General features: G+C 36.9%; 22 protein-coding genes and 1 riboswitch. Of the genes, 2 read left to right on the top strand and 20 right to left on the bottom strand.

From position 1 onward, the window contains the following. Nucleotides 1-313: 313 nt before the first annotated feature. The 5 genes from guaA to MHB53_RS20550 all read right to left on the bottom strand — a co-directional run bounded on the left by guaA (nt 314) and on the right by MHB53_RS20550 (nt 6975). On the bottom strand, nt 314-1867 hold the full coding sequence (gene guaA, locus MHB53_RS20570) for a glutamine-hydrolyzing GMP synthase (protein WP_340921925.1): 1554 nt from the start codon (nt 1865-1867) through the stop codon (nt 314-316). A gap of 121 nt (nt 1868-1988) precedes the next feature. Next, nucleotides 1989-2090, bottom strand: a riboswitch (purine riboswitch). Between the two features lie 711 nt (nt 2091-2801). Continuing rightward, entirely contained in the window at nt 2802-3692 is an 891-nt protein-coding gene (locus MHB53_RS20565; RefSeq protein ID WP_340921923.1) for a carbohydrate ABC transporter permease, read from the bottom strand. Beyond that, nucleotides 3682-4551 carry a carbohydrate ABC transporter permease gene (locus MHB53_RS20560; RefSeq protein WP_340921921.1) on the bottom strand — a complete coding sequence of 290 codons (870 nt, stop codon included), beginning with the start codon at nt 4549-4551 and terminating at the stop codon, nt 3682-3684. The genes MHB53_RS20565 and MHB53_RS20560 overlap by 11 nt, the downstream gene beginning before the upstream one ends. Before the next feature lie 82 nt (nt 4552-4633). Next, entirely contained in the window at nt 4634-5947 is a 1314-nt protein-coding gene (locus MHB53_RS20555) for an ABC transporter substrate-binding protein (protein ID WP_340921920.1), read from the bottom strand. Between the two features lie 35 nt (nt 5948-5982). Further along, a complete protein-coding gene (locus MHB53_RS20550) occupies nt 5983-6975 on the bottom strand; it encodes a LacI family DNA-binding transcriptional regulator (RefSeq protein WP_340921917.1) in 993 nt (330 codons plus the stop codon). A gap of 228 nt (nt 6976-7203) precedes the next feature. On the opposite strand from MHB53_RS20550, the gene MHB53_RS20545 reads away from it, so the two are divergent. After that, nucleotides 7204-7818 (top strand): YesL family protein, encoded by a 615-nt coding sequence (locus MHB53_RS20545; protein ID WP_340921915.1) that lies wholly within the window; start codon nt 7204-7206, stop codon nt 7816-7818. Between the two features lie 74 nt (nt 7819-7892). Here the strand turns inward: MHB53_RS20545 and MHB53_RS20540 are convergent, their stop codons facing one another. The 15 genes from MHB53_RS20540 to MHB53_RS20470 all read right to left on the bottom strand — a co-directional run bounded on the left by MHB53_RS20540 (nt 7893) and on the right by MHB53_RS20470 (nt 23225). Then, nucleotides 7893-10094 (bottom strand): DUF4129 domain-containing transglutaminase family protein, encoded by a 2202-nt coding sequence (locus MHB53_RS20540; RefSeq protein WP_340921912.1) that lies wholly within the window; start codon nt 10092-10094, stop codon nt 7893-7895. Continuing rightward, nucleotides 10091-11314: a DUF58 domain-containing protein gene (locus MHB53_RS20535; protein WP_340921910.1), complete on the bottom strand. Its 1224-nt coding sequence runs from the start codon at nt 11312-11314 to the stop codon at nt 10091-10093. The genes MHB53_RS20540 and MHB53_RS20535 overlap by 4 nt, the downstream gene beginning before the upstream one ends. 2 nt (nt 11315-11316) lie before the next feature. Continuing rightward, nucleotides 11317-12273: an AAA family ATPase gene (locus MHB53_RS20530; RefSeq protein ID WP_340921908.1), complete on the bottom strand. Its 957-nt coding sequence runs from the start codon at nt 12271-12273 to the stop codon at nt 11317-11319. Nucleotides 12274-12760: 487 nt separating this feature from the next. Then, nucleotides 12761-13588 carry an ammonia-dependent NAD(+) synthetase gene (nadE, locus tag MHB53_RS20525; RefSeq protein WP_340921906.1) on the bottom strand — a complete coding sequence of 276 codons (828 nt, stop codon included), beginning with the start codon at nt 13586-13588 and terminating at the stop codon, nt 12761-12763. 11 nt (nt 13589-13599) lie between these two features. Beyond that, complete coding sequence (locus MHB53_RS20520; protein WP_340921904.1) at nt 13600-15078, bottom strand: nicotinate phosphoribosyltransferase; 1479 nt, start codon at nt 15076-15078, stop codon at nt 13600-13602. A gap of 12 nt (nt 15079-15090) precedes the next feature. Then, a complete protein-coding gene (locus MHB53_RS20515; protein ID WP_340921902.1) occupies nt 15091-15654 on the bottom strand; it encodes a cysteine hydrolase family protein in 564 nt (187 codons plus the stop codon). Nucleotide 15655: 1 nt separating this feature from the next. Continuing rightward, entirely contained in the window at nt 15656-16249 is a 594-nt protein-coding gene (locus MHB53_RS20510) for an HAD hydrolase-like protein (protein ID WP_340921901.1), read from the bottom strand. 34 nt (nt 16250-16283) lie between these two features. Further along, nucleotides 16284-16994, bottom strand: coding sequence for a DNA alkylation repair protein (locus MHB53_RS20505; RefSeq protein ID WP_340921899.1), 711 nt, complete (start codon nt 16992-16994; stop codon nt 16284-16286). Nucleotides 16995-17224: 230 nt separating this feature from the next. Next, entirely contained in the window at nt 17225-19075 is a 1851-nt protein-coding gene (locus MHB53_RS20500; RefSeq protein WP_340921897.1) for a PAS domain-containing protein, read from the bottom strand. Between the two features lie 98 nt (nt 19076-19173). Next, nucleotides 19174-19488 carry a DMT family transporter gene (locus MHB53_RS20495; protein ID WP_340921895.1) on the bottom strand — a complete coding sequence of 105 codons (315 nt, stop codon included), beginning with the start codon at nt 19486-19488 and terminating at the stop codon, nt 19174-19176. Further along, the gene (locus MHB53_RS20490) at nt 19489-19809 is read right to left on the bottom strand and encodes a DMT family transporter (RefSeq protein ID WP_340921893.1); all 321 of its coding nucleotides are present in this window, start codon (nt 19807-19809) and stop codon (nt 19489-19491) included. It abuts the gene before it with no gap. Between the two features lie 12 nt (nt 19810-19821). Then, nucleotides 19822-20409: a TetR family transcriptional regulator gene (locus MHB53_RS20485; protein ID WP_340921890.1), complete on the bottom strand. Its 588-nt coding sequence runs from the start codon at nt 20407-20409 to the stop codon at nt 19822-19824. 181 nt (nt 20410-20590) lie between these two features. Then, a complete protein-coding gene (locus MHB53_RS20480; protein ID WP_340921889.1) occupies nt 20591-21454 on the bottom strand; it encodes an aldose epimerase family protein in 864 nt (287 codons plus the stop codon). A gap of 134 nt (nt 21455-21588) precedes the next feature. After that, complete coding sequence (locus tag MHB53_RS20475; RefSeq protein WP_340921887.1) at nt 21589-22413, bottom strand: histidinol-phosphatase; 825 nt, start codon at nt 22411-22413, stop codon at nt 21589-21591. Nucleotides 22414-23012: 599 nt separating this feature from the next. Continuing rightward, on the bottom strand, nt 23013-23225 hold the full coding sequence (locus MHB53_RS20470; protein WP_340921884.1) for a VTC domain-containing protein: 213 nt from the start codon (nt 23223-23225) through the stop codon (nt 23013-23015). Nucleotides 23226-24268: 1043 nt separating this feature from the next. Between MHB53_RS20470 and MHB53_RS20465 the strand changes: the two genes are divergently transcribed. Further along, nucleotides 24269-26206, top strand: coding sequence for a TRAP transporter permease (locus MHB53_RS20465; protein ID WP_340921883.1), 1938 nt, complete (start codon nt 24269-24271; stop codon nt 26204-26206). The last annotated feature ends 18 nt before the right edge of the window (nt 26207-26224 follow it).

The raw sequence follows: 26224 nt of genomic DNA, 5'->3' as shown, positions 1-26224 counted from the left end.
TTCCGAAGACTCTAGCTGATGAACCTATTATCAAAGCTTTTCCGCATGAGTTCCCTCATTAAGTGCTTGTGGTGGCAACGGCAAGTTACAGCGAGGTAAAAACCATAACATTTGCAAATTGAATTTAAATAAGGATCTAAAGTAGCAAATTTGAAGTCATTCTTCACTATTTATCTCTACTACTATATTTTGCATCTCTAATATAAAACGCTCCAAGCGGCTATCGCTCGGAGCGTTGCAAAGACATGTTGCTGAAAAGTAAAACCTGTGTATACGCAGGTTTACTTTTCAACACTTTCTAGTCCGTAATTAATTATTCCCATTCAATTGTTGCTGGCGGCTTACTTGTAACATCGTAGACAACCCTGTTAATATGTTCGACTTCATTAACAAGACGTGTAGATACTAGTTCAAGCACATCCCACGGTATTCTTGCCCAATCTGAAGTCATTCCATCAACTGAGGTAACCGCACGAATACCAATTGTGTGATCATATGTCCGAGCATCACCTTTTACACCTACGCTACGAATGTCCGGTAGCACCGTGAAATATTGCCATATCTCGCGGTCTAATCCGGCTTTTTTGATTTCATCACGTAAAATAAAATCTGACTCACGGACTATTTCTAACTTTTCTTCAGTTATCTCTCCTAATACCCGAATACCAAGACCCGGACCAGGGAATGGTTGGCGCCAAACGACCTCATCAGGGATACCAAGTTCAGATCCAACAGCACGAACCTCATCTTTAAATAGTGCATTTAGCGGTTCAATCAATGAAAATTGCATATCTTCGGGAAGTCCACCCACATTGTGATGCGATTTGATTGTCTGGGCAGTAGCCGTACCACTTTCAATAATATCTGTATAAAGAGTCCCTTGTGCAAGAAAATCTATGCCTTCAAGTTTTGTCGCTTCATCATCAAACACATAAATGAATTCATTGCCAATGATCTTCCGTTTTTGCTCAGGATCTGAAACACCTTTGAGCTTATTAAGGAAGCGATCTTGCGCATCCACTTTAATAACATTCATATGGAAGCCTTCCGTAAATGTTTTCATGACACTTTCAGCTTCGCCTTTTCGAAGTAGACCGTGATCAACAAAAATACATGTTAATTGATCGCCGATAGCTTTGTGAATCAAGACAGCTACTACAGAAGAATCGACACCGCCACTTAACGCACATAATACTTGTTTATCTCCCACTTCATTACGGATCTTTTCCATTTCGATTTCAATAAAGTTCCCCATTGACCAATCACCTTTGCATTCACAGATTCCAAACACAAAGTTCTTCAATAATTCATTTCCATAAATAGAATGTTGAACTTCGGGATGGAATTGAACAGCATATAAATGTTTGTCTTGATTGCTCATAGCTGCAATTGGGCATGCCCCACTTGTAGCATCCACAATAAATCCTTCTGGTGCTGTTTGCACTAAATCGCCATGACTCATCCAAACGATTTGCTCATTTGGTTGCTCAGAAAATAAAACCGAATTGTCCTGAACCTGAATAGATGCTTTTCCATATTCACGACTTCTCGCTTTTTCAACTTTACCACCGAAATGAGTAGTGATAAGTTGCATTCCATAACAAATACCTAGGACTGGAATCCCTAAATCAAATAAACGCTCATCACATCGAAAGGAATTTTCATCATAAACACTGTTCGGCCCACCCGATAAAATAATTCCCTTTGGATTCAATTCTTTTATTTCTTCGACTGTGATCGTATGAGGATGCAATTCGCTATATACACCGAATTCGCGGATCCTTCTAGTTATTAACTGGTTATACTGACTACCGAAATCAAGTACAATTATCATTTCTTGATCTTGCAACTCTATTTTCCCTGGCATCTTAGACCCTCCATCACATGATATATATATAATTAGAACGCTGCCTCACATTAAGAAGGCAGCAATCCAGTAGCGTTTCCGACAAAAAGAGTTAGATCGTAGTATCATCATATCTTTTTATCTTTTAGAAAACTGCCTTCATAGCCGAGCCGTTTAGGGTGGCTACATAGAGACTTCCGCACCTTATTTGCGGAATTATATGAAGGGCCGCCAGCTGGCATATTTCACTGGCACCGTATCATCTATAATTATTTTTCATTTTATACCTGTTTGATATCTCGGTCAACCTGTTGTCATTCTAATTTAATTTTCCCATAATTCTTAGATCAAAAGCTTTTTAGTTGCTAAATGGAGCTGTCCGAAAAGTAGGAAAATCGATAAAACGGCTTTCTGCTGATTTTTCATCTTGCTCTGAATTAAAAAAATGTAATTTGATTTGAGTGGGGGTCAATTGACCTTGGGAGTGCCTTTTTCGTAGGGAGGGGCAATCCGTAGGCGTTCGATTTACCTTAATCCTACTTTTTTCGTTGGTAGGGGCAATCGGGAGGCGTTCGATTTACCTTACCTCTGCTTTTTTCGTTGGCTGGGGCAATCGGGAGGCGTTCGATTTACCTTACCTCTGCTTTTTTCGTTGGCTGGGGCAATCGGGAGGCGTTCGATTTACCTTATCCCTGCTTTTTTCGTTGGCTGGGGCAATCGGGAGGCGTTCGATTTACCTTATCCCTGCTTTTTTCGTTGGCTGGGGCAATCGGGAGGCGTTCGATTTACCTTACCTCTGCTTTTTTCGTTGGAAGGGACATCGAAGTGCGTCCAATGACCAGCTCGTGCCTTTTTCGCGATGAGAATAAAATTGAGAGGGGCTCCTAAAAAGCCAATTATATGGCTTTTTGGACGCCCCATCATTTAATGTGTATTTTTCACTTCTTATTATAAGTCAGCCTTTCATTCCAGTTAATGCTACACCTTCTATAATATGCTTTTGGGCGAAAATATAAATGATAAGTACTGGGATGACTGATATTACAGATCCTGCCATCATTAGTGCCCAATCTGTTACATACAGCCCTTTAAAATAATTCAATAGTAGAGGTACTGTAAAAAGTTCAGGCGTACTAAGATAGATTAATGGTTCTAAAAAGTTATTCCATGTTCCCATAAAAATGAAAATCCCTACTGCAGCCATAGCTGGTCTTATAAGCGGCAATATGACATGCCAGTATATACGCAATGGATTTGCTCCATCAATAACTGCTGCCTCTTCCAAATCCTTCGGTATCCCCATTACAAATTGCCTTAATAAAAATACAGCAAATGCGTTAAACAAGGCACCTGGAATAATTAATGGTAGGTGGGTATCTAACCAGTTGATTTTTTCCATAATCATAAAGGTCGGGATCATTGTAACTTGCTTCGGAATCATCATCGTGGCCAAAAAGAATACAAATAAAAAGTTAGAGCCTGGGAAACGAATTTTCGCAAAGGCATAGGCTGCCATCGAAGCAGTAAGTATTTGAATGCCTACGACAAGCACCGTAATATAAAAACTATTCCAATAAGCTTGTCCAAATGGCATAGCCTGTAAAGACGCAGGATAGTTTGACCACACGAAAGGTTTCGGTATAAATTCAGGTGGTACTAAAAAGATTTGGGAAATATCCTTTAAGGAACTAGTAATGGACCATATAAAAGGAAAAATCATAATAAGTGAACCGATAATAATTAAAAAATGGACAATTAATCCTGATAAACTGATCTTCTTTTTCTTTCTTTGGTTCGTATTTGGATTCACTGGGACGGTGTCTTTACTCAGTATATTACTCTTCATAATGAACCCACCTTTTCGACATTCTAAATTGAATTAAAGTGAAAATCAAAATGATGACAAATAATATCATCGCTGCGGCAGAACTTTCCCCCCATTTAAAGTTACGGAAACCACTTTCATACACGTGATACACTAGAGTATAACTTGATTTCGCTGGTCCACCACTCGTCATAACAAAGGCCTGATCAAATACCTGGAATGAGCTAATGATCGACATGATTGCGACGAAAAACGTTGTCGGTGATAGCAATGGTAAAGTGATATGTAAAAACTTTTGAAATTTTGATGCACCATCTATTTCGGCTGCTTCATAATAACTATTAGAAATACCTTGTAGACCTGCAAGGAAAATAACCATATTATAACCAAGCTGCCACCATATACTAAGCATCGCAATTGAAATCATGACCCATTTCGTATCCGTTAACCATTGAGGACCATCGATCCCTATATAACCAAGGAATTGGTTTAAAATTCCGAAATCACCATTTAATATCCACATCCATATCACACCGACGGATACGGAACTAGTGATGACTGGCATGAAAAAGAATACCCTGTACAGTTCTTTTCCTTTTATCTTATTTAATGCTATCGCTAATACTAACGAAATGACTATTCCAATAGGAATATATAATACCGTATAATACGCAGTATTTATTAAAGCTTTCCAAAAGGTAGGATTCGAGAATTGACCAATGAAATTACTAAAACCTACAAACGTTTTTTCCCCAAATCCATCCCATTTCATAAAACTTAATACGACTGCAAAACCAAGTGGAATTAAGGAAAAAGCAATTAATCCTACTAATTGGGGTGCTAAAAAAGCATAGCCCCAGAGTGCGTTATTCCGTCTCATTGAAATCACCCTCTCAACTATTGAAAGGAAGGGAAAATGTAAATTCTCCCTTTCTTCCAAATTTTTTATCAGTAGATTACTATTATTGCTGTCTATATTCCTCTATCATTTCTTTCGCTTTTTTAGTCACAGCTTCTATTGTCTTTTCAGCATCATTTTTACCAAGATACATGAGGTCCATAATATCTGAAATTTCTTTATCCAAGCCTGGGATTACTACTTGTTTGTCCTCAACTCGACCGATTTCCCGAGCATCAACTAAGTAGCTTGCATGCTCTGGAACTGCATCTGCTGTAATAATCTCATCTACCCCACTTACAGATGGAACAGCATTACCATTATCAGCTAGACGAGATTTTTGACCTTCAGCTGAGGTATAGAATGACATGAATTTCATTGCTTCTTCAATATGTTTCGAATTCTTACTCACTGACATATATGCTATCGCAATTGCCGCAGGCTCCATTTTATTGCCTGTATTAGTCGGCCATGGAATATAATCAAATTCTAATGATTTATTTTCACTAAACATTGGAGTTAACCACCGACCAGCTGCCACAAATCCAACTTGGTTGGACATGAACATCGCATCTGCACCCTGACCCTTCGGCAATGATCCAGCATAGGTTACATTGCCATCTTTCACTAAATCCGCAAGATATTTAAATGTTTCTTGTGCTTTTTCATTTTCTTCTAATATATAATTGCCTTCGTCATCATATAATTGGCCACCATTTGACCAAACCCAGGAGAATAGATGTCCACTATTATTTTCCGCTACAAATCCTTTTTTTCCAGCAGCATTTATCTTCCCTGTAATTTCAGCAAATGCTTCCCAATTCCACTTGCCTTCATCAAAATAATCTTGCGGAGTTTTCTCCACTCCTGCTTCCGCAAGTACTTTTTTATTGTAGTACATTAAAAAGGGGTTATTATCTACGGAAACTCCGTATATTTTCTCGTCTTTTTTAGCAGCTCCCCATAAACCATCTGCAAACTCGTCAGCTTTTACAAAGCTTCCCGAGCTATCAAGAAAATCAGTTAGATCTGCGATTTTACCTGTTTCGATTAGTTTCGAAATCGTTTCCGAACCAACATAAAAGATATCATTTGCTGATCCACCGGATAACTCAGTCATTAACTTTTGTTCATAGTTATCACCAGGTACTGGTATTAGTTTAATTTCTACATTTTTATTTTGTTTTTGATACTCATCAAGTGCCCTCTGATACACTTTTATTTCCGCGGGATTTCCCCATGCTGACATCGTAAGTTTTACTTTTCCACCGGAATCTCCACCTGATTTTTTCCCACCACCTGAACTACATCCTGAAATAATGAGTAACAATATAAGCAGCATCGGAATAACTTTGATATACGAGCATTTCTTTCTCATTGAGCACTCCCCCTACACTAATTTTGTTTGCTTGTTCAACTTGAACCACGCACAACTAATTTGAAAGGTAACTCATAAACTTTTTGTACGCCCATTTTCACTTTATTTGTTATCAAGTCAATCATTATTTCCATCGTCTTTTCTCCAATTTCTTCAATTGGTTGGCGAATGGTTGTCAATGGAGGCTCTACTACCTGCGCAATCGGCTGGTCATCAAATCCAATTACAGCAATATCACGCGGGACGCTTAAACCTAGTTGTTTCGCTTCGGAAATAATACCAGCAGCGACTTCATCACTACCTGTAAAAAAAGCCGTTGGTCTATCTTCCATTTTAACAACAGTATTCATTACTTTTCTGCCATCATTACTATTGAAGGCGTCTGAAAAAATCCAGTTTTCATTTATATCTAACCCTTGTTCTGCCATTGCTTTTTGATAGCCTTCCAATCGATCTTTAGAAAGACCACTAAGGAACCCACCCCAGCAATAACCTATTTTTGTATGTCCCCTTTGAATCAAATGACGGGTTCCAATGTAGGCACCTTCTTTTTGATTCAAGCGTATAGTTGGAACATTTGTTTCCGTAACATACTCATTACAAAATATTATCGGCCCATTCAGGAGAATGGACTGAATCCTTTTCCAATCATTTTCAATGGAAGTCATAATAATTCCGTCTACCTGTTTTGCTTTTAATAAATTTAAAAAATTAATTTCACGTTGTTTATCGTACAATGTATTGCAAATTAATATTTGAAATCCTGTTCCAAGCGCATTTCTCTCTAAACTTTCAACTAAGTATGCAAAAAATGGGTTACTCAATCTGGGTACTAGAACAGCAATAATATTCGTTTTTTGTTTTCGCAAATTCTGCGCATGGGTATTGGGTATATATCCCAAGTGTTTCATTGCTTCATTTACAAGCTCTTTCTTCTCTTCAGAAACATATGGATGGTCGTTAATCACACGTGATACAGTCGCCCTTGATAACCCAGCTAATTTAGCTACATCGGAGATTGTCGGCATATCCTCCTCCCTCATTTCTAACATATTCGATAACAAACATGATATCGATTTCAGAAAGCGGTTACAAATTGAATATAAAACATATGTCTGAATTATGCAATAGTTAAAAAGAACTATACCCTTAAAAATAAAAACTTTAATTCTGAATATTGTATTTCATAAAAAATTATGATAATTTATATTAGAATAACCTTTTTAGCAGCTATGAAATAGATAGGGGGTAAATCAATGAATATATTTAGTTTAGACAGTGGCTTCTATCGTTTCTTAGAGAGATTTACCAATTTCATATTATTAAATTTGCTTTGGATTATCATGTGTATACCGATTATCACTATTTTTCCAGCGACAGCCGCAATGTTTGGCGTCGTTAGACAATGGGTCCAAAAAAAGGATGATGGTGTATTCCGAAACTTTTTTTCATTTTTTAAAGAAAACTTCTTACAAAGCTTTTTAATAGGCATTGTTTGGATGATACTTGCTTTTATACTTTACTACAATATTAATATCAGTTTACATATGACTGGTGCACTAAAAATCATTATGATCTCGTCCTTTTTATTTTTTAGTTTGTTTTTTATTATGACAACCATATTTTTATTTCCTGTTATGGTTCACTATAAAATGCGTTTGACTGTGTTACTTAAAAATTCTGTTTTGATATCTATTAGCCAACTTTGGATAACATTACTTTGTGGAATAATCCTATTATTGGCTGCTTTAGTAAGCAAAGTTATTCCTATTTCATCTATCATTGTATGGAGTATTGCCGTCTATTTTGTCTATTATTTCTGTCAAAAGTCATTCATGAAAATTGAACACATCGCCCAAACAAATTCTTAACATCTATAAGCAGTAAGTTGATCTAAAAACAGAAAATAGGCTGTGTGGCAGCCTATTTTTTTATACCTTTTTCCTTATTTGGGTCGATCTGTTGTCTTTCTAATTACGTTTTCCCATAGCTTTTGAAGCTGTTCCCATTCGTCAACCATTGAATCTCCTCGATAAACCGTTCGTTCATAATACTCCGTAAGTATAATCATATCATTTATATCGAAATATCCATCAATATAAATTGCGTATTCTCTAAGGGTTTGCCCTGGTTCACGCTTCAAACCATAGCGTTCTAGCTGTCTTAGTAAATCATTATAGGCATGAGCAAATATATCCTTTTCATTTTTCTTTTTATATATTCTAATTAAGACATATGGAATCCATTTGCTCCGCTTCCATATCATCCAAATACACCCACTAACGATCACTACTAATAGCACGACAAAAACCAACCAATTCTTTGCTATAAAAGACTGAACTTTTGGCCATATAGAGATAGAATTCCTATATTCCTTTTGCTCTTTCTTTTCTGTATCCTTTGCGTTTGTTTTCGGTGCCTCCGGTTTATCTTTTTCCTCTTTCGGCGGAGCAGGGGCAGCGTCAGCCTTCTCCTCGTCTTGTACATATGTGGCAAAATTATCAAAGCCGATTGTTGGCTCAAACGGGACCCAGCCCTCCGTTGGAAATAATACTTCCACCCACGAATGGGCTTCATTGTTTGTCACTTCATATAATATATTATGAGATTCTGCACTGCCCTTGTAATTTCCTCCGCTATACCCCTTCGCCCATCTAGCAGGAATACCAACTGCCCGAAGCATCGTCACCATTGAGGTTGAAAAGTTATCACAATATCCGCGAAATGTCTCAAAAAGAAATTGATCCACATAATCCTGGTCCCCTATAGGAACAGCAACATCATTTTGGTCATAAGAGAACTTCCCAGATTGAAAATAACGTTCAATCGCCTTAGCCTGATCATACCAATTATTTTCATTAGCAGTTATTTCTTTAGCAAGCTCACGAACTCTGTCCGGCAATGTTTCAGGCAACTGTGTATACTGCTTCTTCATCATGTCAAAATATACTTCATTAGGAAGCATCTTTGTGGCACGCATTTCCTTCATACTATAAGCAGCTTTTTTATACTGTACAGCGTATGCTTCCAATGGTATAAGCTCATTTTCCATTGTAAAGGAATTGATTTTATCCAAACTAGAATCATATTCGAAATAGCCTTGCTCATTTCCTTCCACTGAGAAAAATCCATATGGCCGTATGATGTGACTGTATGGGATATTCATTTCAAATATTGCTTCGCTAATCGGTTTATCCGCCAATGAAGTGGGATCCATTGCAAAAACACTTCCCGATTCAATCGGTATCGGTGGATCGGAAGTATCTGAAGTGATCCAGCCTTTTCCCGTATATACATCCTTTACTTCTACTTTCCAATATTGTTTTGCTGGCGTTTCCACTTCGAAAACCACTGTACTGTCGCCAACAAATGGTCCACCCAATTGGGTGTCATCTGCCCCATAACCAATCTTAGAAACAGAAGACTCAGATCGAACATTTTCCGCAGTCGATTGAATAAAAGGAACAGGATCAGGCCATTTAGGATCGGCTTTAGGTACAATGTAACCGATACATACACTTACACCGATCATGATTGCTAGTGGAAAAGCCCATTTGGCAATCTTCATTTGTTTTGTTTCAATCTGTTCCTTTTCCAATAATCTTTGAAAATATAGCAATCCTAATAAAGCAAAGCCACAAGTCACAATCCTAATCATTGACCATTTACCTATATATACAGTAAACGTATCTAGAACAGCAATATATATAACTGTCATTACATAAAAAACGAAAATGCTTTTCCTTATCGTCAACCAATATTGAAGTAAATATGTCATTAACCATAGTAAAATAAAGAAAAGAAGACTTCTTGACAGATCAGATAAATCATACCAGTGACCAGATGCGATGCTCTTCATATTATCGATCACATCGGACAAAAGGACTTGCATCCATGGGAATTCACTTGGCATTCTCATGAAAAATATGCGATATAAAAAAATTAAAATAATGGCTGTTTTTAACGGGATGCTTAGCCACCACCTAAGTTGTAAATAATTTAACAACGCTGAAAATGCAATAAATAATAGAAAATAATGTAAGCCACCGGTTTGAGTAATTTCAGAAAGTGGTCGTACCCACTCCGCGAGTATAAAAAATCCAAATAAATATAATATAAATGTGTAAACATTTCGTTCAGAACTCATGCGCGACTCACCTCCGAAAAAGCGGTCCGGAAATTGGACTCGTACACAGTTTTGATGATGATACCGCTTTGAAGTGCAGATGCTATTAGACTCTCTTCTTCTCCTAGTGAAACCTCACCATCTTTTTTAATTAAATAAATGAATAATGCTCCCCTTCGCCTCATATAAGAAGAGGTACTCTCGATCATATCTCTGTCTAAACTAGCTGTGATTATCAGCAAATTTGCGGGTTGTTGATAGAGGACTGCTTCTTCAGAAAAAAACTTTGCAAAATGAAGTCCTTTAGCAACTTTCACTCTAGCTAGATGATCTAATAGTCTCGCTTGCTGCTGTTCTCCGCCTTTAATCGGAATAAACGTCCTGTCTTCTCCAGCTGAAAATAACCCGACTTGGCCACCATGGGTTAAAATAGCCCGTATTGCCGATGCAGCAAACTTAACGATTGCTTCAAATTGATCCGTCGGTGTTCGATTTAAAACGATAAGTAAATCATTCGATTGCCTAATCTCAAATTCCTTAGACATCATATCATTCGTTCTAGCTGTCGACTTCCAATCAATCCAAGCAAAGCGATCTCCTGGCTGATACTGTCTAATACCAGCAACAAGTGATGTGTTTTTTTGAAATTGCATGGCCGAGAGAGTTCCCCCTTGCTCAAATTGGCTTTCAAAAGGCCTATATATCATATCTTCCATTTGCGGATATACTAGAATTGTATTTTGACAATCAAAATAACGTTCTTTTTCCACAATACCAAGGGCATCCCCTATTTTCAGGCGAATGGCTTCAAATCTATGTTCTCCTCTTGTTGCCCTTTCAATATGATAAGTAATCTTATATTCCCGCTTAAACCCCAGAAAGATTATTTGTTTGCTAGTTTCGCTATATAATTCATCGGGAATCACGTCCTCGATGATTAAAAATAGCAATGGAAAAGGGACTTTTCTCTTAAATTTAATGATAATAGTTAAATGGTTGCCAGCACTGACCTTATGAGCGCTAACCTTTCTAGTGACCTTGAATCCTTGCATTGGATACATAAACAATAGACCTGAATAAACTGCAAACGGGAGAAAACTATAAAATAAAAACCAGCTGACAAACCCACCTTGAAACATCGCATAGACAAATGACAGGCCAAGTAAAACAAGTAGTAATAAAGCACTTAATACAGGTTTAAATATCCTTAAGCTTCGTCTTTTTCTCCATTTTCTTCCCATGTTTATTCTACGGCCCTTTTAACTGGCACATGTATTTCAGAAATAATAGTTTCAATTAGCGTTTCTATTATCACACCTTGATACTTGGCTTCTGATTTCAAAATAATCCGATGAGAAAAAACAAAAGGGGCTAAATATTGGACGTCATCAGGAATCACATAATCCCTTCCCGAACAGAATGCAAATGCTTGCGAAGCTTTCATCAATGCAATGGATGCTCTTGGGCTTGCGCCTAGATATATATTTGGGTGGTTCCTTGTTTTATTAGCCAGTTCCACAATATATTGTTTGATTGTTTCTTCCACATAAACTTCTTTCACTTGCTGCTGAAGTTGCCTTAATTCATCAAGGGTGATAACAGGTTCAATTTCCTCAATTGGAGGCAACTTTTGAGACCTTGTTAATACTTCCACTTCATCCTTGATAGAAGGGTAACCCATTTTCATTTTTAATAAGAAACGATCTAGCTGTGCTTCTGGCAATGGATAAGTTCCTTCGTATTCGATTGGATTTTGAGTCGCCATAACGAAAAATGGTTTATCTAGTTTTAATGTTACTCCATCAACTGTAACACTTTTTTCTTCCATCCCTTCTAATAATGCCGACTGTGTTTTAGGTGATGTCCGATTAATTTCATCAGCTAGAATGATATTTCCGACAATGGGACCAGGCCTGAATGTAAATTCCATTTCTTTTGGATTGTATATAGAAACACCTAACACATCCGATGGCAATAGATCAGGAGTAAATTGAATCCTCTTAAAAGATGCATTGACAGACTTTGCTAAAGCGCGTACCATCATTGTTTTTCCGACACCTGGCACATCCTCTAATAATACATGTCCTTCTGCTAAAAGAGCGACGACACTAAGCCTTGCCACATCTATCTTTCCAATCATGACTTTCTCAATATTATGGATAACTTTCTTTATCTGTTGCTGCATCATATCGCTGTTCATCTATTGCACCGCCATCTATTATTTTTTTCATATAATACATAACATTCTGTCTATAATTGTAAAATCCTTTAGAATATCAGTGATTTCATCAAATAAGAGTTTTTCCTTTATTATACATGGAGAAGTAAATCTAGGGGACAAAATACAAAAATCTAGCCCTTTTCCTCAATTTCCTAAATGATATTCAAAAAAAAGAGACAGGATAACCTGTCTCAAATATGAACAACCTTAACTTAGCCAAGGCCCACACGATATAAGTCACACCAGCGGTACTGTTGGACGTGGCGGAAATAGGTCTACACGATGTAGGTCACATCGGCGTTGCCACAGGACGTGGCGGAAATAGGTCTACACGATGTAGGTCACATCGGCGTTGCCACAGGACGTGGCAAAAATAGCCGATGTTCCTTTTCCTTTTCTTGCTCTTACTACCTCCACTACTCACCACATCATCTATGCCCATAGGCGCCTTAAGCTTTTCTTATTATCATTTCCAAAATTGGTCAAACACATTTATTGGCAAGTGCCGTTTGTGTTGTGATTTAAGGTAGAGTGCTTCGATCCGATTTTTGGCAGTGTTTGTTACTTGTTTACCTTCTAAATAATCATCTATCTCTTCATAAGATACGCCAAGCGCTACTTCATCAGGAAGCATTGGTCGATCATCTTCTAAATCTGCCGTAGGGATCTTCGTGTATAAATGCTCCGGACAGTCAAGTTCTTTTAACAGTTGCCTGCCTTGTCTTTTATTCAGTCGGAAAATAGGTACTATATCAGCAGCGCCATCACCGTGTTTTGTGAAAAATCCGGATAACGCTTCAGCTGCTTGGTCTGTTCCAAGCACTACGCAATTATATGTTGCGGCAATACTGTACTGAGCTTTCATTCGTTCACGGGCCTTTTCATTACCTTTTGTAAAATCAGTAATCTCCACTCCAGCGGCTTTTAATGAATTTGCACTTGCATCCACCGCTTGTTTAATATTTATTTCATATGTCTCGCTCGGTTGAATAAAAGCTAACGCATCTTCTACGTCGTTCACATCTGATTGAATGCCATATGGTAACCGTACTGCAATAAATGTAAATTTATCCAAGTCACGACCTTCATTCAATTCATTTACAGCCATTTGTGCTAATTTACCAACAAGGGTAGAATCCTGTCCACCTGATATACCTAAAACAAAACCATTAAAAAATCCATATTTCTCGATGTAAGCTTTCAAAAAGTCGATGCTTCTACGAATTTCTGTCTTTGGATCTATTACCGGTTGAACTTTTAGCTCTTCAATTATTTGACGTTGGAGTTCATCCATTGTTAGCACTCCTATCCATTTGTTTTATTTTTTAACTTTTTCACTTTATCTTTTACTACTTCAATATTCCTCATTTTATTATCCCAACAAGCTTGACTCAAATCGACCGGGTATTCTTCCGGATTAAGTGACCTTTTATATTCCTCCCAAAGTAAACCGAGACCTTGCTTCGCATATGCTTGAATCTCTAGTAATTCAGGCAATTCATAAACAAGTTTACCTTTTTCAAAAATGGGATGGTGTAAATTCCTCGCTTCAAAATTTGTCACAAACTTACTAATATATGTGTGAATTGGATGGAACATTTTCAATCGGGATTCTTCTTCTGGAGTCTCCTCCCACAATGAAATATAATCACCTTCTGATTTATCATTTGTGCGATTAATGATTCGATACACCTTTTTCCGACCCGGTGTAGTCACTTTATCAGCATTAGCAGATATCTTAATTGTGTCTTGCATCTCGCCATGCTCATCCTCGATAGAAACAAGTTTATACACTGCACCTAAAGCGGGTTGATCATAGGCTGTAATCAGCTTCGTTCCAACACCCCAAGAGTCAATTCTGGCACCTTGGGCTTTTAGATGTAAAATTGTATATTCATCCAAATCACTTGACGCAAAGACTTTTGTATCAACAAATCCCGCTTCATCAAGTAGTTTACGCGCCCCTTTTGATAAAAAGGCCATATCACCGCTGTCGAGTCTAATTCCTTTAAATTCAATTTTATCACCGAACTCTTTAGCCACTTTGATTGCCGCTGGAACACCGGATCTCAAAGTATCATAGGTATCAACAAGGAATACGCAATCATGATGACTTTCGGCATATTTTTTAAATGCTGTATAATCATCTTGATATGCTTGAACCATAGCGTGAGCATGTGTCCCAGCTACAGGCATGCCGAATAATTTCCCCGCGCGCACATTACTTGTTGCATCGAAACCACCAATAAAAGTCGCTCTAGCACCCCAAAGTGCCGCATCCATTTCCTGTGCTCTTCTCGTTCCAAATTCTAAAGCTGTTTCTTCACCTACAACTTGTTTAATCCGCGAAGCTTTCGTCGCAATTAATGTTTGATAGTTCACAATGTTAAGCAGTGCTGTTTCAATTAATTGTGCTTCTGCAAGCGGCGCTTCCACCTCTAGTATAGGTTCGTTACTAAAAACAATTTCTCCTTCCTTCATGGCACGCACCGAACCAGTAAACTTTAGATTACGCAAATACTCTAGAAAGTCATCTTCATAATGAAGTTCATTTTGTAAATAGGCAATATCTGTTTCGCTAAAACGAAAATCACGAAGATACTGAATAACTTTTTCTAAACCGGCAAAAACCGCATACCCATTAGCAAAAGGGAGTTTCCGAAAATAAAGATCAAATATTGCCTTTCTATTATGGATTCCATCTTGCCAGTATGACTTCGCCATATTAATTTGATATAAATCTGTATGTAGCATTAAACTATCATCATCATAATGGTGGTTCATTATTTACACTCCTTAGTTTCCTGTTCTTAATACTAGTGCGCCCAGTGTATTAGTAAAATGACCTAGCGCCCACTCATGTCCAGCTTCATTAAAGCTGGCCACTGCATCTGCATGAATAATAATTGCAAAGCCTTTGTTATATGCGTCAATAGCAGTGTGTAATACGCAAATATCTGTGCAAACTCCACATATATGAACTTCTTCTATTCCACGCTCACGTAGTTTCATTTCAAGATCCGTTCCTGCAAAAGCACTATATCTTGTTTTATCCATATAATATATGTTTGAATCGTTTTTATGTTGATTGTATAAATCAGCGAGTGACCCATAAAGATCTCGACCATAAGTTCCTTCTATATTATGTGGAGGAAATAATTTCATTTCCGGATGTAATTCATCGTTTTCGCTGTGTTTGTCGATCGCCAGTACAACATAGTCTCCCGCTTCAATAAATTCCTTCGTCAAACGAACAATGGCATGTTCAATTTCCTGACCAGGTTTTCCACAAGTGAGATTCCCTTTTTCCGCAACAAAATCATATGTATAATCGACATTTAATAAGGCTTTACTTGCCATTTCATTTACCCCCAATTGATTCCATCATTTCAATTAGTGTTTCTGTATATACATCAATATGAAGATCTGCCTCGATGTCAGGATTTTGAAAGGCACATGTTTTCATCCCTACTGCTTTTGCTGGTATTAAATCAAGCGCACGATCTCCAATCGCCCAATCTAATTCATATTTTTCATGCAAATATTTATAAGCCGCTATATCGGGCTTTCTTGGATATCCATCATCATCTGGGCTAACTATCTCAACAAAATATTTGAGCAGACCCCATTTTTCAAGTAATTCATTTGTCGATGCCCTTGTGCGATGTGTCACAATTACATTCACTTCCGCAGTAGATAAAATGGTTTTTATCCCTTCAAATGGCGGACTCCCCGCTTCAGCGCCAGCATGATCTAATTCTTTAAATCTATCTCGGAAATCCTCGGAAATTCCATAGTGGGCGAATGCCTCCTTTGAAGTCCTTTTCAGCCAGCGTAGTGCTTCTACTCTATCAACCGCTTTTCCAAGTGCCTCTTCATGAACCGCGCAAAAGCTATTCAGTATGGCCGGATAAGTATCGAAAATCGTCCCATCTAAATCCCATAATAACTTCATTACTTCTCCTCCATTGTTTTTTCTATCTTATTACTTAAATATTATCATAATTTTTATATACTTCCTTATTTTTGTATATATATTTCAATCCTTCTCTTTTAGCTAGGTTAGATAGTTCGTAGTTTTCAATAAAACGAATGACTGCATTCCTGTTTGTTTTCGAATATTCCCTCAAGGACCAACCGATTGCTTTTTGGATAAAAAACTCATTAATATGGGAGGTTCGCTTAATGATAGAAAATAATAACTCAGTATCCGTTTTATCTTTGTATTTTAATTGAAAAAGAATCATTGTGCGCTGCAGCCATATATTTTCAGATTGAAGCCACTTTTCCCCTCGTTCATCTATTAAATATGGACATGTTAAAAACAGAGCCCCTACCAAATGATTAGCGATCGTATCAATCGTGTCCCACCACGACTTAGTAGTAATTATATATTCCAAGAGATCTAGATAATCTTCACTTATATACTTTTTATTTTTAACAAGCACATCCACTGCCACATATTGAAATTCTCTTTCGGGCATTTCCCATAATTTTTTAATGATAGGCTCTACATCTTCTTCGGATTGAAAACTGAAATTTCTAATGAAATGCTTGGATAATTCTTTTCTTTCAGGTGATTTGACACCAAGAAAAGGATATAACCCTTTCATATACTTTTCCATCGGAGCGGCATTTTCTGGATTACGATGATCTGTAAATGTCTTTTTAAGTAATTCCAAATAATCTTGATTGTCCATCTTTACCCCCTGTAACATTTGTTTACACATACATCATACCAGTAGATCGAACGACTAAAAAGGGTTCAGCTGCCTTTTTATAGTTGTCATTAACAGGCCTGCTCAAGGCTGGATTAAACAATAAGAAATCAGTATTATTGCTTAAATAATATCGTCTATTTTTCGGTAATACTACTTTTCAGCCTAAAAAGAACAAAAACCATAAGCTCATCGGAACTTATGGTTTTAGCTTATTTAATTTGATTGCTTGCTAAAAGGGATATCCTTACTGCTGTACCACCACCATCTTCACTGTCAAACAATATAGTTCCGTGATGATTTTCAATAATTTTCAAGCTCACCATTAACCCAAGTCCCGTACCTCTTTCTTTATTTGAGTAAAATGGTTCTCCCAATCGTCCGATCATTTCCTTCGGTATGCCTATTCCTTCATCTTTAATTTCAATAGCTACAAGACCACTGGGCAATAAGGCAGTAGTAAAAGTAATGGTACCTCCTGCAGGCATAGCCTCGATTGCATTTTTAATGACATTAATGAGCACTTGCTTAATTTGTTTTGGTTCACATCTTACATTTGGCATGGTATTTTGCAGTATTGTTATCATTTTAACCTTATTCAGTAATGCTTCTGGTTGCATAAAGTGAATAACTTCTACTAAAATGTCATTCAAATTTTCATTTTCAAACTTTAATTTTTGATGGGGATTTGCAAGCATTAAAAATTCGGTCACAATTGACTCAATCCGTTCAAGTTCCTTGAGGATAACTCCATCATAAGTGTCTTTTGATTCCTGTGCGCGTAGCTGTGTCAGACCTTTAATCGTTGTTAACGGATTTCTTATTTCGTGGGCGATGCCTGCCGCTAATTGCCCCATCACTCCTAATTTATCTTGTTTCTTTAAGATCTCGTCTTGTTTTTTCCACTCTGTAATATCTTGAGAAACACTGATACTTTGAGTTGCATATCCACTTTTATTAATAATAGGAGTTATTTTTGTTCTCACCCATTTTTCTTCTACCGCATTATCATCCTTGATCCTATATTCAATTTCTAATGTGCTTGAATTAGTAGATGAAAAAACATCCTTCATCTTCTTCAAATCCTCCGGATAAATCTTGTCCATCATGGCTTTTGGGTTTTCATACAGTTTTTCAACAGATATTCCCCATAGTGGTTCAAGCGAAGGACTAATATATAGAAATTTACATTGAGTAATATCAAATAAACAAATGACCTCAGTAATATTCTCGCTTAAATAAAGAAGTAGCTCTTCTTGCTCCGCAATCATTTCATTTTGTTTTTCAATCATTCTCTTTTTTTCCATTAACTCAGTAAGGTCTTTTGTAATAGCAGACAGAGCGATGATCTCTCCGTTTTCATCAATAATCGGTGAAGCAATTAGTGTAACTGGAAAAATCGAACCATCTTTCTTCATCCTAAAGGTTTGGAAATGTACTATTTTTTTCCCACTTAACAACTCCGTTTTTACACTTTGTAATTCATGTTGTAGATGTTTCGGGAAAATTGGTAGGGTCTTCCCAACTATCTCTTCCCTCTTCCATCCATACAAATTTTCAAACGCAGTGTTCAGTAAAATGACACGCCCTTGCAGATCACAAATATCTCCCGCCTCATCCGTCATGTCAAAAAAAACATTCAGTCCATCCGAATTTGTAATACAATTCTCAAGTTTATCAGTACTACCTTCAACAAGCCGGCCTATCACTTGAACCCAGCCTTCCTTCGTCACATTGCCATAGCGCCAAAACAATTTTGTACATGTTCCATCCTTCTTATAATATCTATTTGTATAAGGAGAGAAGAATTGATTATTTCGGAAAGCATACATCAACTCACGTGTTTTATTCCGATCATCTTCGTGAACAAGATCCAGGTAGCTCTTATTTTCCAATTCAAATAAATGATATTGCAACTCTTTTTCTAGTGATGCATTTATATATTTGATTTTCCCTTGCGAATCTAATAATATCAATATTTCTTTCGTAGTTTTCGCAAACATAGAAAGCGACTCGTGTAGCAGGGCTTGCTTCATCTGATCCGAATTCATTATTTCTCTCATATGTGGTGCCTCTCTTCAGTTATCTATGCAATATATTCTAGCAGATAAGAGCTATCTTAATAAGGTAGAATTTGTATATATTTTTAAAACCTTTACTTTCACACGGTCATTTTCATTCCAAATATACCTATTACAACAAAACTTAAAAACAACCATTGAACCATGTTATATTTCTCTTTAAATACAAATCTTCCTAATAAAACAATACCAACAGTCCCTACACCGGCCCATACACCATAGGCTACCCCTGCTGGAATCTCTTGCATCGCCACAGACAAGCAATAGAAAGTTAGTATAAACCCAATTGTCATGCCGATTAACGGCCACTTCTTTTTAAATCCATCTATATGTTTCATAAAAAATACAGCTACAACTTCTTCAATTCCTGCAATTACTAACAATATCCAAGCCAATTAAGCCACTTCCTTTTCTTCCGTCGTTAATTTAAGACCGAGTATCCCAGTCATCAGGATGAATAGAAAAATAATTTGCTTCATATTATATGGCTCCCCTAAATAGATCCCAACAAAGTATGTGCCAATTGTCCCAATACCAACAAACACGGTATAAGCAACAGCAATCGGAATTGTTTTATACGATCTTATAAGTAATATAAAACTTCCTGCAACCATCGCTGCAATGATTGCCCAATCTGTAATACTATCTGCATACTTTAAAAAGCTCGCCCAAACAATTTCGCCAAAACCTGCAATGATTAATAATAGCCATCCCATGTTGAATTCCCCTTATTTTTTCTTAATATTTAATGCTTGTGTCAAAAAGGTAATGATATGTCGCTTAAGTAATTCATTATCCTCTGTTTCATCATTACTTATAGAGAATAAGTAATTTTCCGTAATACTTTCAATAGAAGTAATAATCATTTTCGGGAGCATTTTCGCTTCCGGATATGCGGTTAAATCAATTTCATTCTTTATTTGCGCATCTAATAAAAGCCCACCAACCCAATCATAATAATCACTATAGATCTCTTCCCACTTTTCAAAAGAAGAATGTAACGCCATTCCAGAATAACAAAAAATCAACATTTCCTTATACTCAGTTGTTTTTTGCAAAGTAACAGATACAAGGCACTCTACTTTTTCAGAAAAGTGCATTGAGGGATCGACCCTCGTCTGCGCTGTAGTTAGTAAGTCCTCAAATATAAGTTCAGCGATCGCTGGTACAATCTCATTTTTGCTTTTGAAATAGCGATAAAATGTTCCATGAGCAACTTCAGCCTTTTTCGTAATCGATGAAATGGAGGTTTTTTCAAATCCATTTTCTTTAATTAGTTCAATTGCTGCTTGTAAAATTAACTCATCTTTCTTCAAATCAATCACCTCAAATAAGATATAAAAAAGTTTTTTTCACTAGATTGTAATATTAAAACTCAAAAATGACTGTTAATCACCAATATGTGACTAACAGTCATTTTACTCCATATTTGCCCTTTGTCAAGATCAAAAAAGACCTCGCACCGTTCTTAGACACGTGTACAAGGTCGGGGTATTCTCAAACAACCGAAATGGTCATTTCTGTTGTAACTGTTTCTTTTGGATCGACTATATATAATTCATCTTTTCGATTAAATTCATTTGTCATTGCCATCCATGGCTCTACACAAATAAAATCTTGATTTTGCTCTGTCCATATATATATATATTTGAATTCTTCTCCATAAGTCATGCTTACTTTCTTATTTAAATCTCGTAATTCAAACGCAATTTCTTTTTTCCTTGCATCTAATAATACGAACGCTTCTTTTTTATTTGATAAATCTATTCTATGATGGACTTCTTTAACCTCCAACTCATCATTATCAAGATAGGTTTTCGCATCTGTATCATATGCAATATTTTTCTCATTACTTTTGAAATAAGGATGAAAGCCGGCATACATCGGCATTTCAGCATTCGATTTATTTGTATACTCTTGATGAATGGTTAGGGTATTCCCTTTTAAAACATATGTAAATATTACTTCAAAATCAAATGGATAAGCTGCTTTCGTTTCATCATTACTTCCCAGACGTATAGTCATAGAGGCATGTCCATCGACATTAGTATCAATGACTTCCCAAGGCAAGTTTCTAGCAAATCCATGGTTTTTCATCTTATATTTCTTACCTTCCCATTTATACTCACCATTCTCCAATTGACCAGATATCGGGAATAGAATTGGAATTCCTCCTCTAACATTCGCTGTTTCGTCATGAAAAGTCTGCTTATTTAAAAATAAAATCTCTTCACCTTGTACAGCAAATCCTGTAATGATGCCACCTCTTTCAGGAGCAACTTTCAATATGGAATTAGTTTCAATATCTTTTAATTCATATACTTTATATTTTCCATCATCTTTCTGGGTTACTTTATACATACTACTTCACTAACCTTTCTCGCTCAGAATTACTTTACCTCTTATTAATGGAGATAAAAGTGGTGATACTTATTATTAATAATCTGATACCGCACGGATGAATCCATTGCATATCTTAAGATCCACAGCACAGTTCATATGCTCAATGGAGAATGAAACATTTTCTTTTCTTTAAAATAAGTCCAATCTTTAAAGCCGATTTCCTTCAGTCTCTTTCCTACAGATTCGAATTCATCGCCTACTCTTTCGGGATCATGTGCATCAGATCCAAAAGTTACTTTTACTCCATGATAAAGAGCCTTTTCAAGAATATCCTCAGCAGGATACCATCCACCACAATCTTTTGTTTTACCAGACGTATTTATTTCGATCGCAATATTAAACTGACCAATTATTTTTAAAGTGTGTTCCATTGCAGCCGTTTGAATAGAGGAGAAAGACGGATAAAATGCCTTCATCGCATCCATATGTCCGATAATCTGAAACAAACCACTTTGAGCTGATTGGGCAATGAGCTCATAATACCTTTCTTTCGTTTTTACTTTTTCTTGCGTTGATAGGCTTTCCCAACGCATTCTATCAAAAATACTAATATCATTAACCTGATGGACAGAACCGATTATATAATCGAATGGATACTTCTCATATTGATAACGGTAGGTATGTATATGTTCCGGAAAAAAATCTGATTCAACACCTAAAAGCACATCAATTCTTCCATTATACTCTTCTTTTAGTTGTAAAACTTCGGAAACATACTTTGAAAATTCACTTTTCCCCATTGCTATCCTTGGATATGCTTGATCTTCTTCCCTCCCAAAATATGGCGAATGATCAGATATTCCAACCATATCAAGGCCAATATCAATAGCCGCTTCAATATAATCTTTAATATTTGCTCTTGCATGTCCACAACGATAATGATGCGTATGATAATCAAACTTTAAGTGAGTATTCATAATTATTACCGCCTTTTTATTTTCTCTTCCTTTAACACATACGCCAAATAGAAGCTATTTCCCTCTATTATATCGATTTAAATTATTTGAAGACTGAATGATTTTAAAAAGACTGTCCAATAAGTCATAATGTTACTGACCTTTGGACAACCTTGGAAAATTGGTCTAGGAAAGCAAAAATATATTTCCAGTTAGCGGCTAAGTGTTCAACAAACTGAATCATCGAGGACTCCCACCTACGCTGCGCGAGGGCACTGAAAAAGTCCTCCTAATGCAAGGATCTATAAATACTGTTGATTTCCGCTCCGGGGGGCGTGCGTTGAGCAGCTTCAGGCCAACAGGATGTTGGTCACGAAGCCGTTGCCACACGATGTGGCGACGGCTTCGTTCCGTAATAGTTCCTTGCAGGGTCTCACCTGTCACGTTAATCCCCCAGGAGTCGCCGCCTTCTGCTCCAATCAACGGAACATGCTTAAAATAGCGAATTAGGCTTCCGATAGTGGCATCGTCATCCGTCTTTTATTAACAACATTTTTATGCTTTTGCTTTACTTCAAAAAATGCGATACCTTCCCTATTGGTTTTGTCATACACACGCAGTCAAAGCTTTTGTTCAAACTTGAGTTTATTTTTCGTCTCATAATAAATTTGATGATCTTGATTATCAAAATATTGACTTGTGACCGTATTCCTACCGTCTCGACCATATTTGACTGGCCTCATATAAGAAGATATCTGTTCCAGTATCTGCTCATATTGATAACGAGTAATTAAATATTTCTGTTCCCGACGAATAAATATTTCTATTGCCAATCGATCCGTCTTGCTTCCTTCTTCGTACTCGTATGCTTTCCTTTTCTTTCTAAAATTAACTTCTATTTAAAAGCTCACTATTTTTCTAGGTTTGTAATATATGAATGAACTGTGATCTACATTATACATTAAAATTCTATGAGATTATTTGGTTCCGTATTTCACGCAGTCAAAAGGGGGTGTCCAAAAAGTCATATATTTGGCTTTTTAGGATTCCCTCTCCATTTTATCCTCACTGCAAAGAAGCAGGACTATGGTAAATCGAACGCCTACCGATTTACCCTCACTGCAAAAAAAGCAGGACTATGGTAAATCGAACGCCTACCGATTTACCCTCACTGCGAAAAAAGCAGGACTATGGTAAATCGAACGTCTACCGATTTACCCTCACTACGAAAAAAGCAGGACTATGGTAAATCGAACGTCTACCGATTTACCCTCACTACGAAAAAAGCAGGACTATGGTAAATCGAACGTCTACCGATTTACCCTCACTACGAAAAAAGCAGGACTATGGTAAATCGAACTCTTCTTTTGTCATTTCTCCCCGATCTTCCCTTGGTGTAAAAGGATAAAATCTCACCAATTCATTCAAATTTAATTCCATATCTTGAATAGCTTGATTATAAATTGTTTTTAATTCAGGATCATCAATTTTTTTATCGCCATTTTGAGTTTCATCAATCCATTTGATTGAGAAGCAACCAATTCATGAATTTCAAGTGTTTCATGCCAAGCTAACGTTTTTCTATCTTCAAAAGTCATCTAAAAATACCTGAATAAAACATGAAAAAAGGGTCAAATTCAGCAATACTAGAATAACTTGAATAACTTGAATACCAAAATCATTAACCTGTGTCACTAGCTGCCTTATCAATAAAGTTATGCAACAAAATGTATGACTATAGAAATATGATGTAGGATTGGTCTAATTCATATTCAGAAAAATGTATGTTCCCTTGTCGAAATTTTTTTGATATAATAATATACATCTTTTAAATATCATTACTTTACAGCGTTAAAGCGAAAAGGGAGAGACGAATTTGGTTAAAGTAGAAGAATCGCCCACTGAGTTAATGGAGAAAGCAGATAGCGAATTTCGTGTAAAAGAATATGTCGGAAAATTCGCTAAGGTAGTAACAGGAATTGCTGTAATTTGGTCTATTTTTCAAATATTTTCTGCCGGTGCAGGAGTATTTGACGCAATGACATTAAGGGGTTGGCATTTAGTATTTCTCTTAGTCATGACCTTTCTGTTATACCCTGCAACAAAAAAGGTAAAAAGAAATGTTCGCTATCCATCCCTAATCGATACAATATGTATATTGTTAAGCATCCTATCGATAGGTTACTTATTATTTAATTATAAGAACATTGTCCTTCGGGGCGGATTTTTATTAACACCTGATTACATATTCGGAGCAATAGGAATTTTAATTATTTTCGAAGCAGCTCGGCGTGTCGTTGGAAATCTTGCAATTTTAGCACTAATCTTTCTTTTATATAATTTTATCGGCCCTTGGATCCCTGGTATATTCGGACATAGCGGTTTTAGTATTAAAAGAATAGTAGATTACATTTTTTGGGGTAGTGAAGGTGTATTTGGAATTGCAATTGGGGTTTCTGCCACATTTGTTTTCTTATTTATTTTATTTGGCGCATTTTTAAACAGAAGTGGTTTTAGTCAATTTATTAATGATTTCGCTTTAACAATCGCTGGACGCTCTCCTGGTGGACCGGCTAAAGTTGCGGTCATTGCAAGTGCTTTAATGGGAATGATCAATGGTAGTGCGATAGCGAACGTGGCGACTACAGGTACATTAACGATTCCTTTAATGAAAAAAAACGGCTATAAAGCTCATTTTGCTGCTGCTGTTGAAGCTGTTGCATCTACTGGCGGACAATTCGCACCTCCGATTATGGGTGCAGCAGGATTTGTAATGGCTGAGTATTTAGGTGTACCTTATACAACTGTCATGATCGCGGTCATCATTCCAGCAATACTTTATTATTTAGCTCTAATTATGGTCGTTCATTTTGAAGCGAAACGACTTGGCTTAAAAGGACTTTCTCGAGAGAATATTCCAAAAGCGATGGAAGTATTAAAGAAGCAAGGTCATTTATCTCTTCCATTATTTGTTTTATTGGGGCTTTTATTTACTGGATTTACTCCTTTGTATGCAGCAGTATTTTCCATCATTGCCTGTGTAGTTGCAAGTTGGCTCCGCAAAGAAACAAGGATGCGCTTAAAAGACATTATATTGGCGCTTGAAGAAGGAGCGAAAGGAGCAGTTGGGGTTGCTGTTGCCTGTGCAATAATTGGCGTGATCATCGGTACTGTTTCCTTAACTGGCCTTGGACTAAATTTTGGCTATAGTGTGATGAATTACACGAATGATAATATCTTCTTTGCGGCTTTCCTTGTCATGCTAATGAGTATCATTTTAGGAATGGGCGTTCCCGGCGTTGCAGCCTATGTGATCGTTGCAACCGTTGGAACTCCAGTTTTAATCGATCTCGGGGTTGCACCGCTAGCTGCGCATATGTTTGTTCTTTTTTATGCCTGCTTATCAAATATTACGCCACCAGTAGCACTTGCTTCTTACGTTGCGGCAGGAATCGCTGGGACAAATCAACACAAAGTATCCATGACAGCAGTCAAACTTGGGATCACCGGTTTTATATTACCATTCTTCTTTATATTTGAACCGGCACTGCTACTTGGCGAAGCTAGTTATACAACAAGTATTATTCCTGGGTTAACAGCTACAGTGGGAGTCGTTTCACTGGCAGCTGGCTTACAAGGCTGGCTTCTCATGCGGGCATCAATGGGTCAAAGAGTACTTTTAGTAATTGTCGGATTGCTTATGATTGCACCTGATTACTTAACTGACTTTATAGGAATTGGCTTATTAATTATCGTATTTGTTTGGCAAAGTTTTATAAAAAAGAAAAAACTTGATGCTGGTCTAGTCATTTAATACGAAATACGAAAGCGT

The sequence above is a fragment of the Bacillus sp. FSL K6-3431 genome, from assembly GCF_038002605.1.
Lineage (GTDB): Bacteria > Bacillota > Bacilli > Bacillales > Bacillaceae_C > Lederbergia.
The sequence above is the reverse complement of the archived record's forward strand: the minus strand, read 5'-3'. Positions and strand labels throughout refer to the sequence as shown.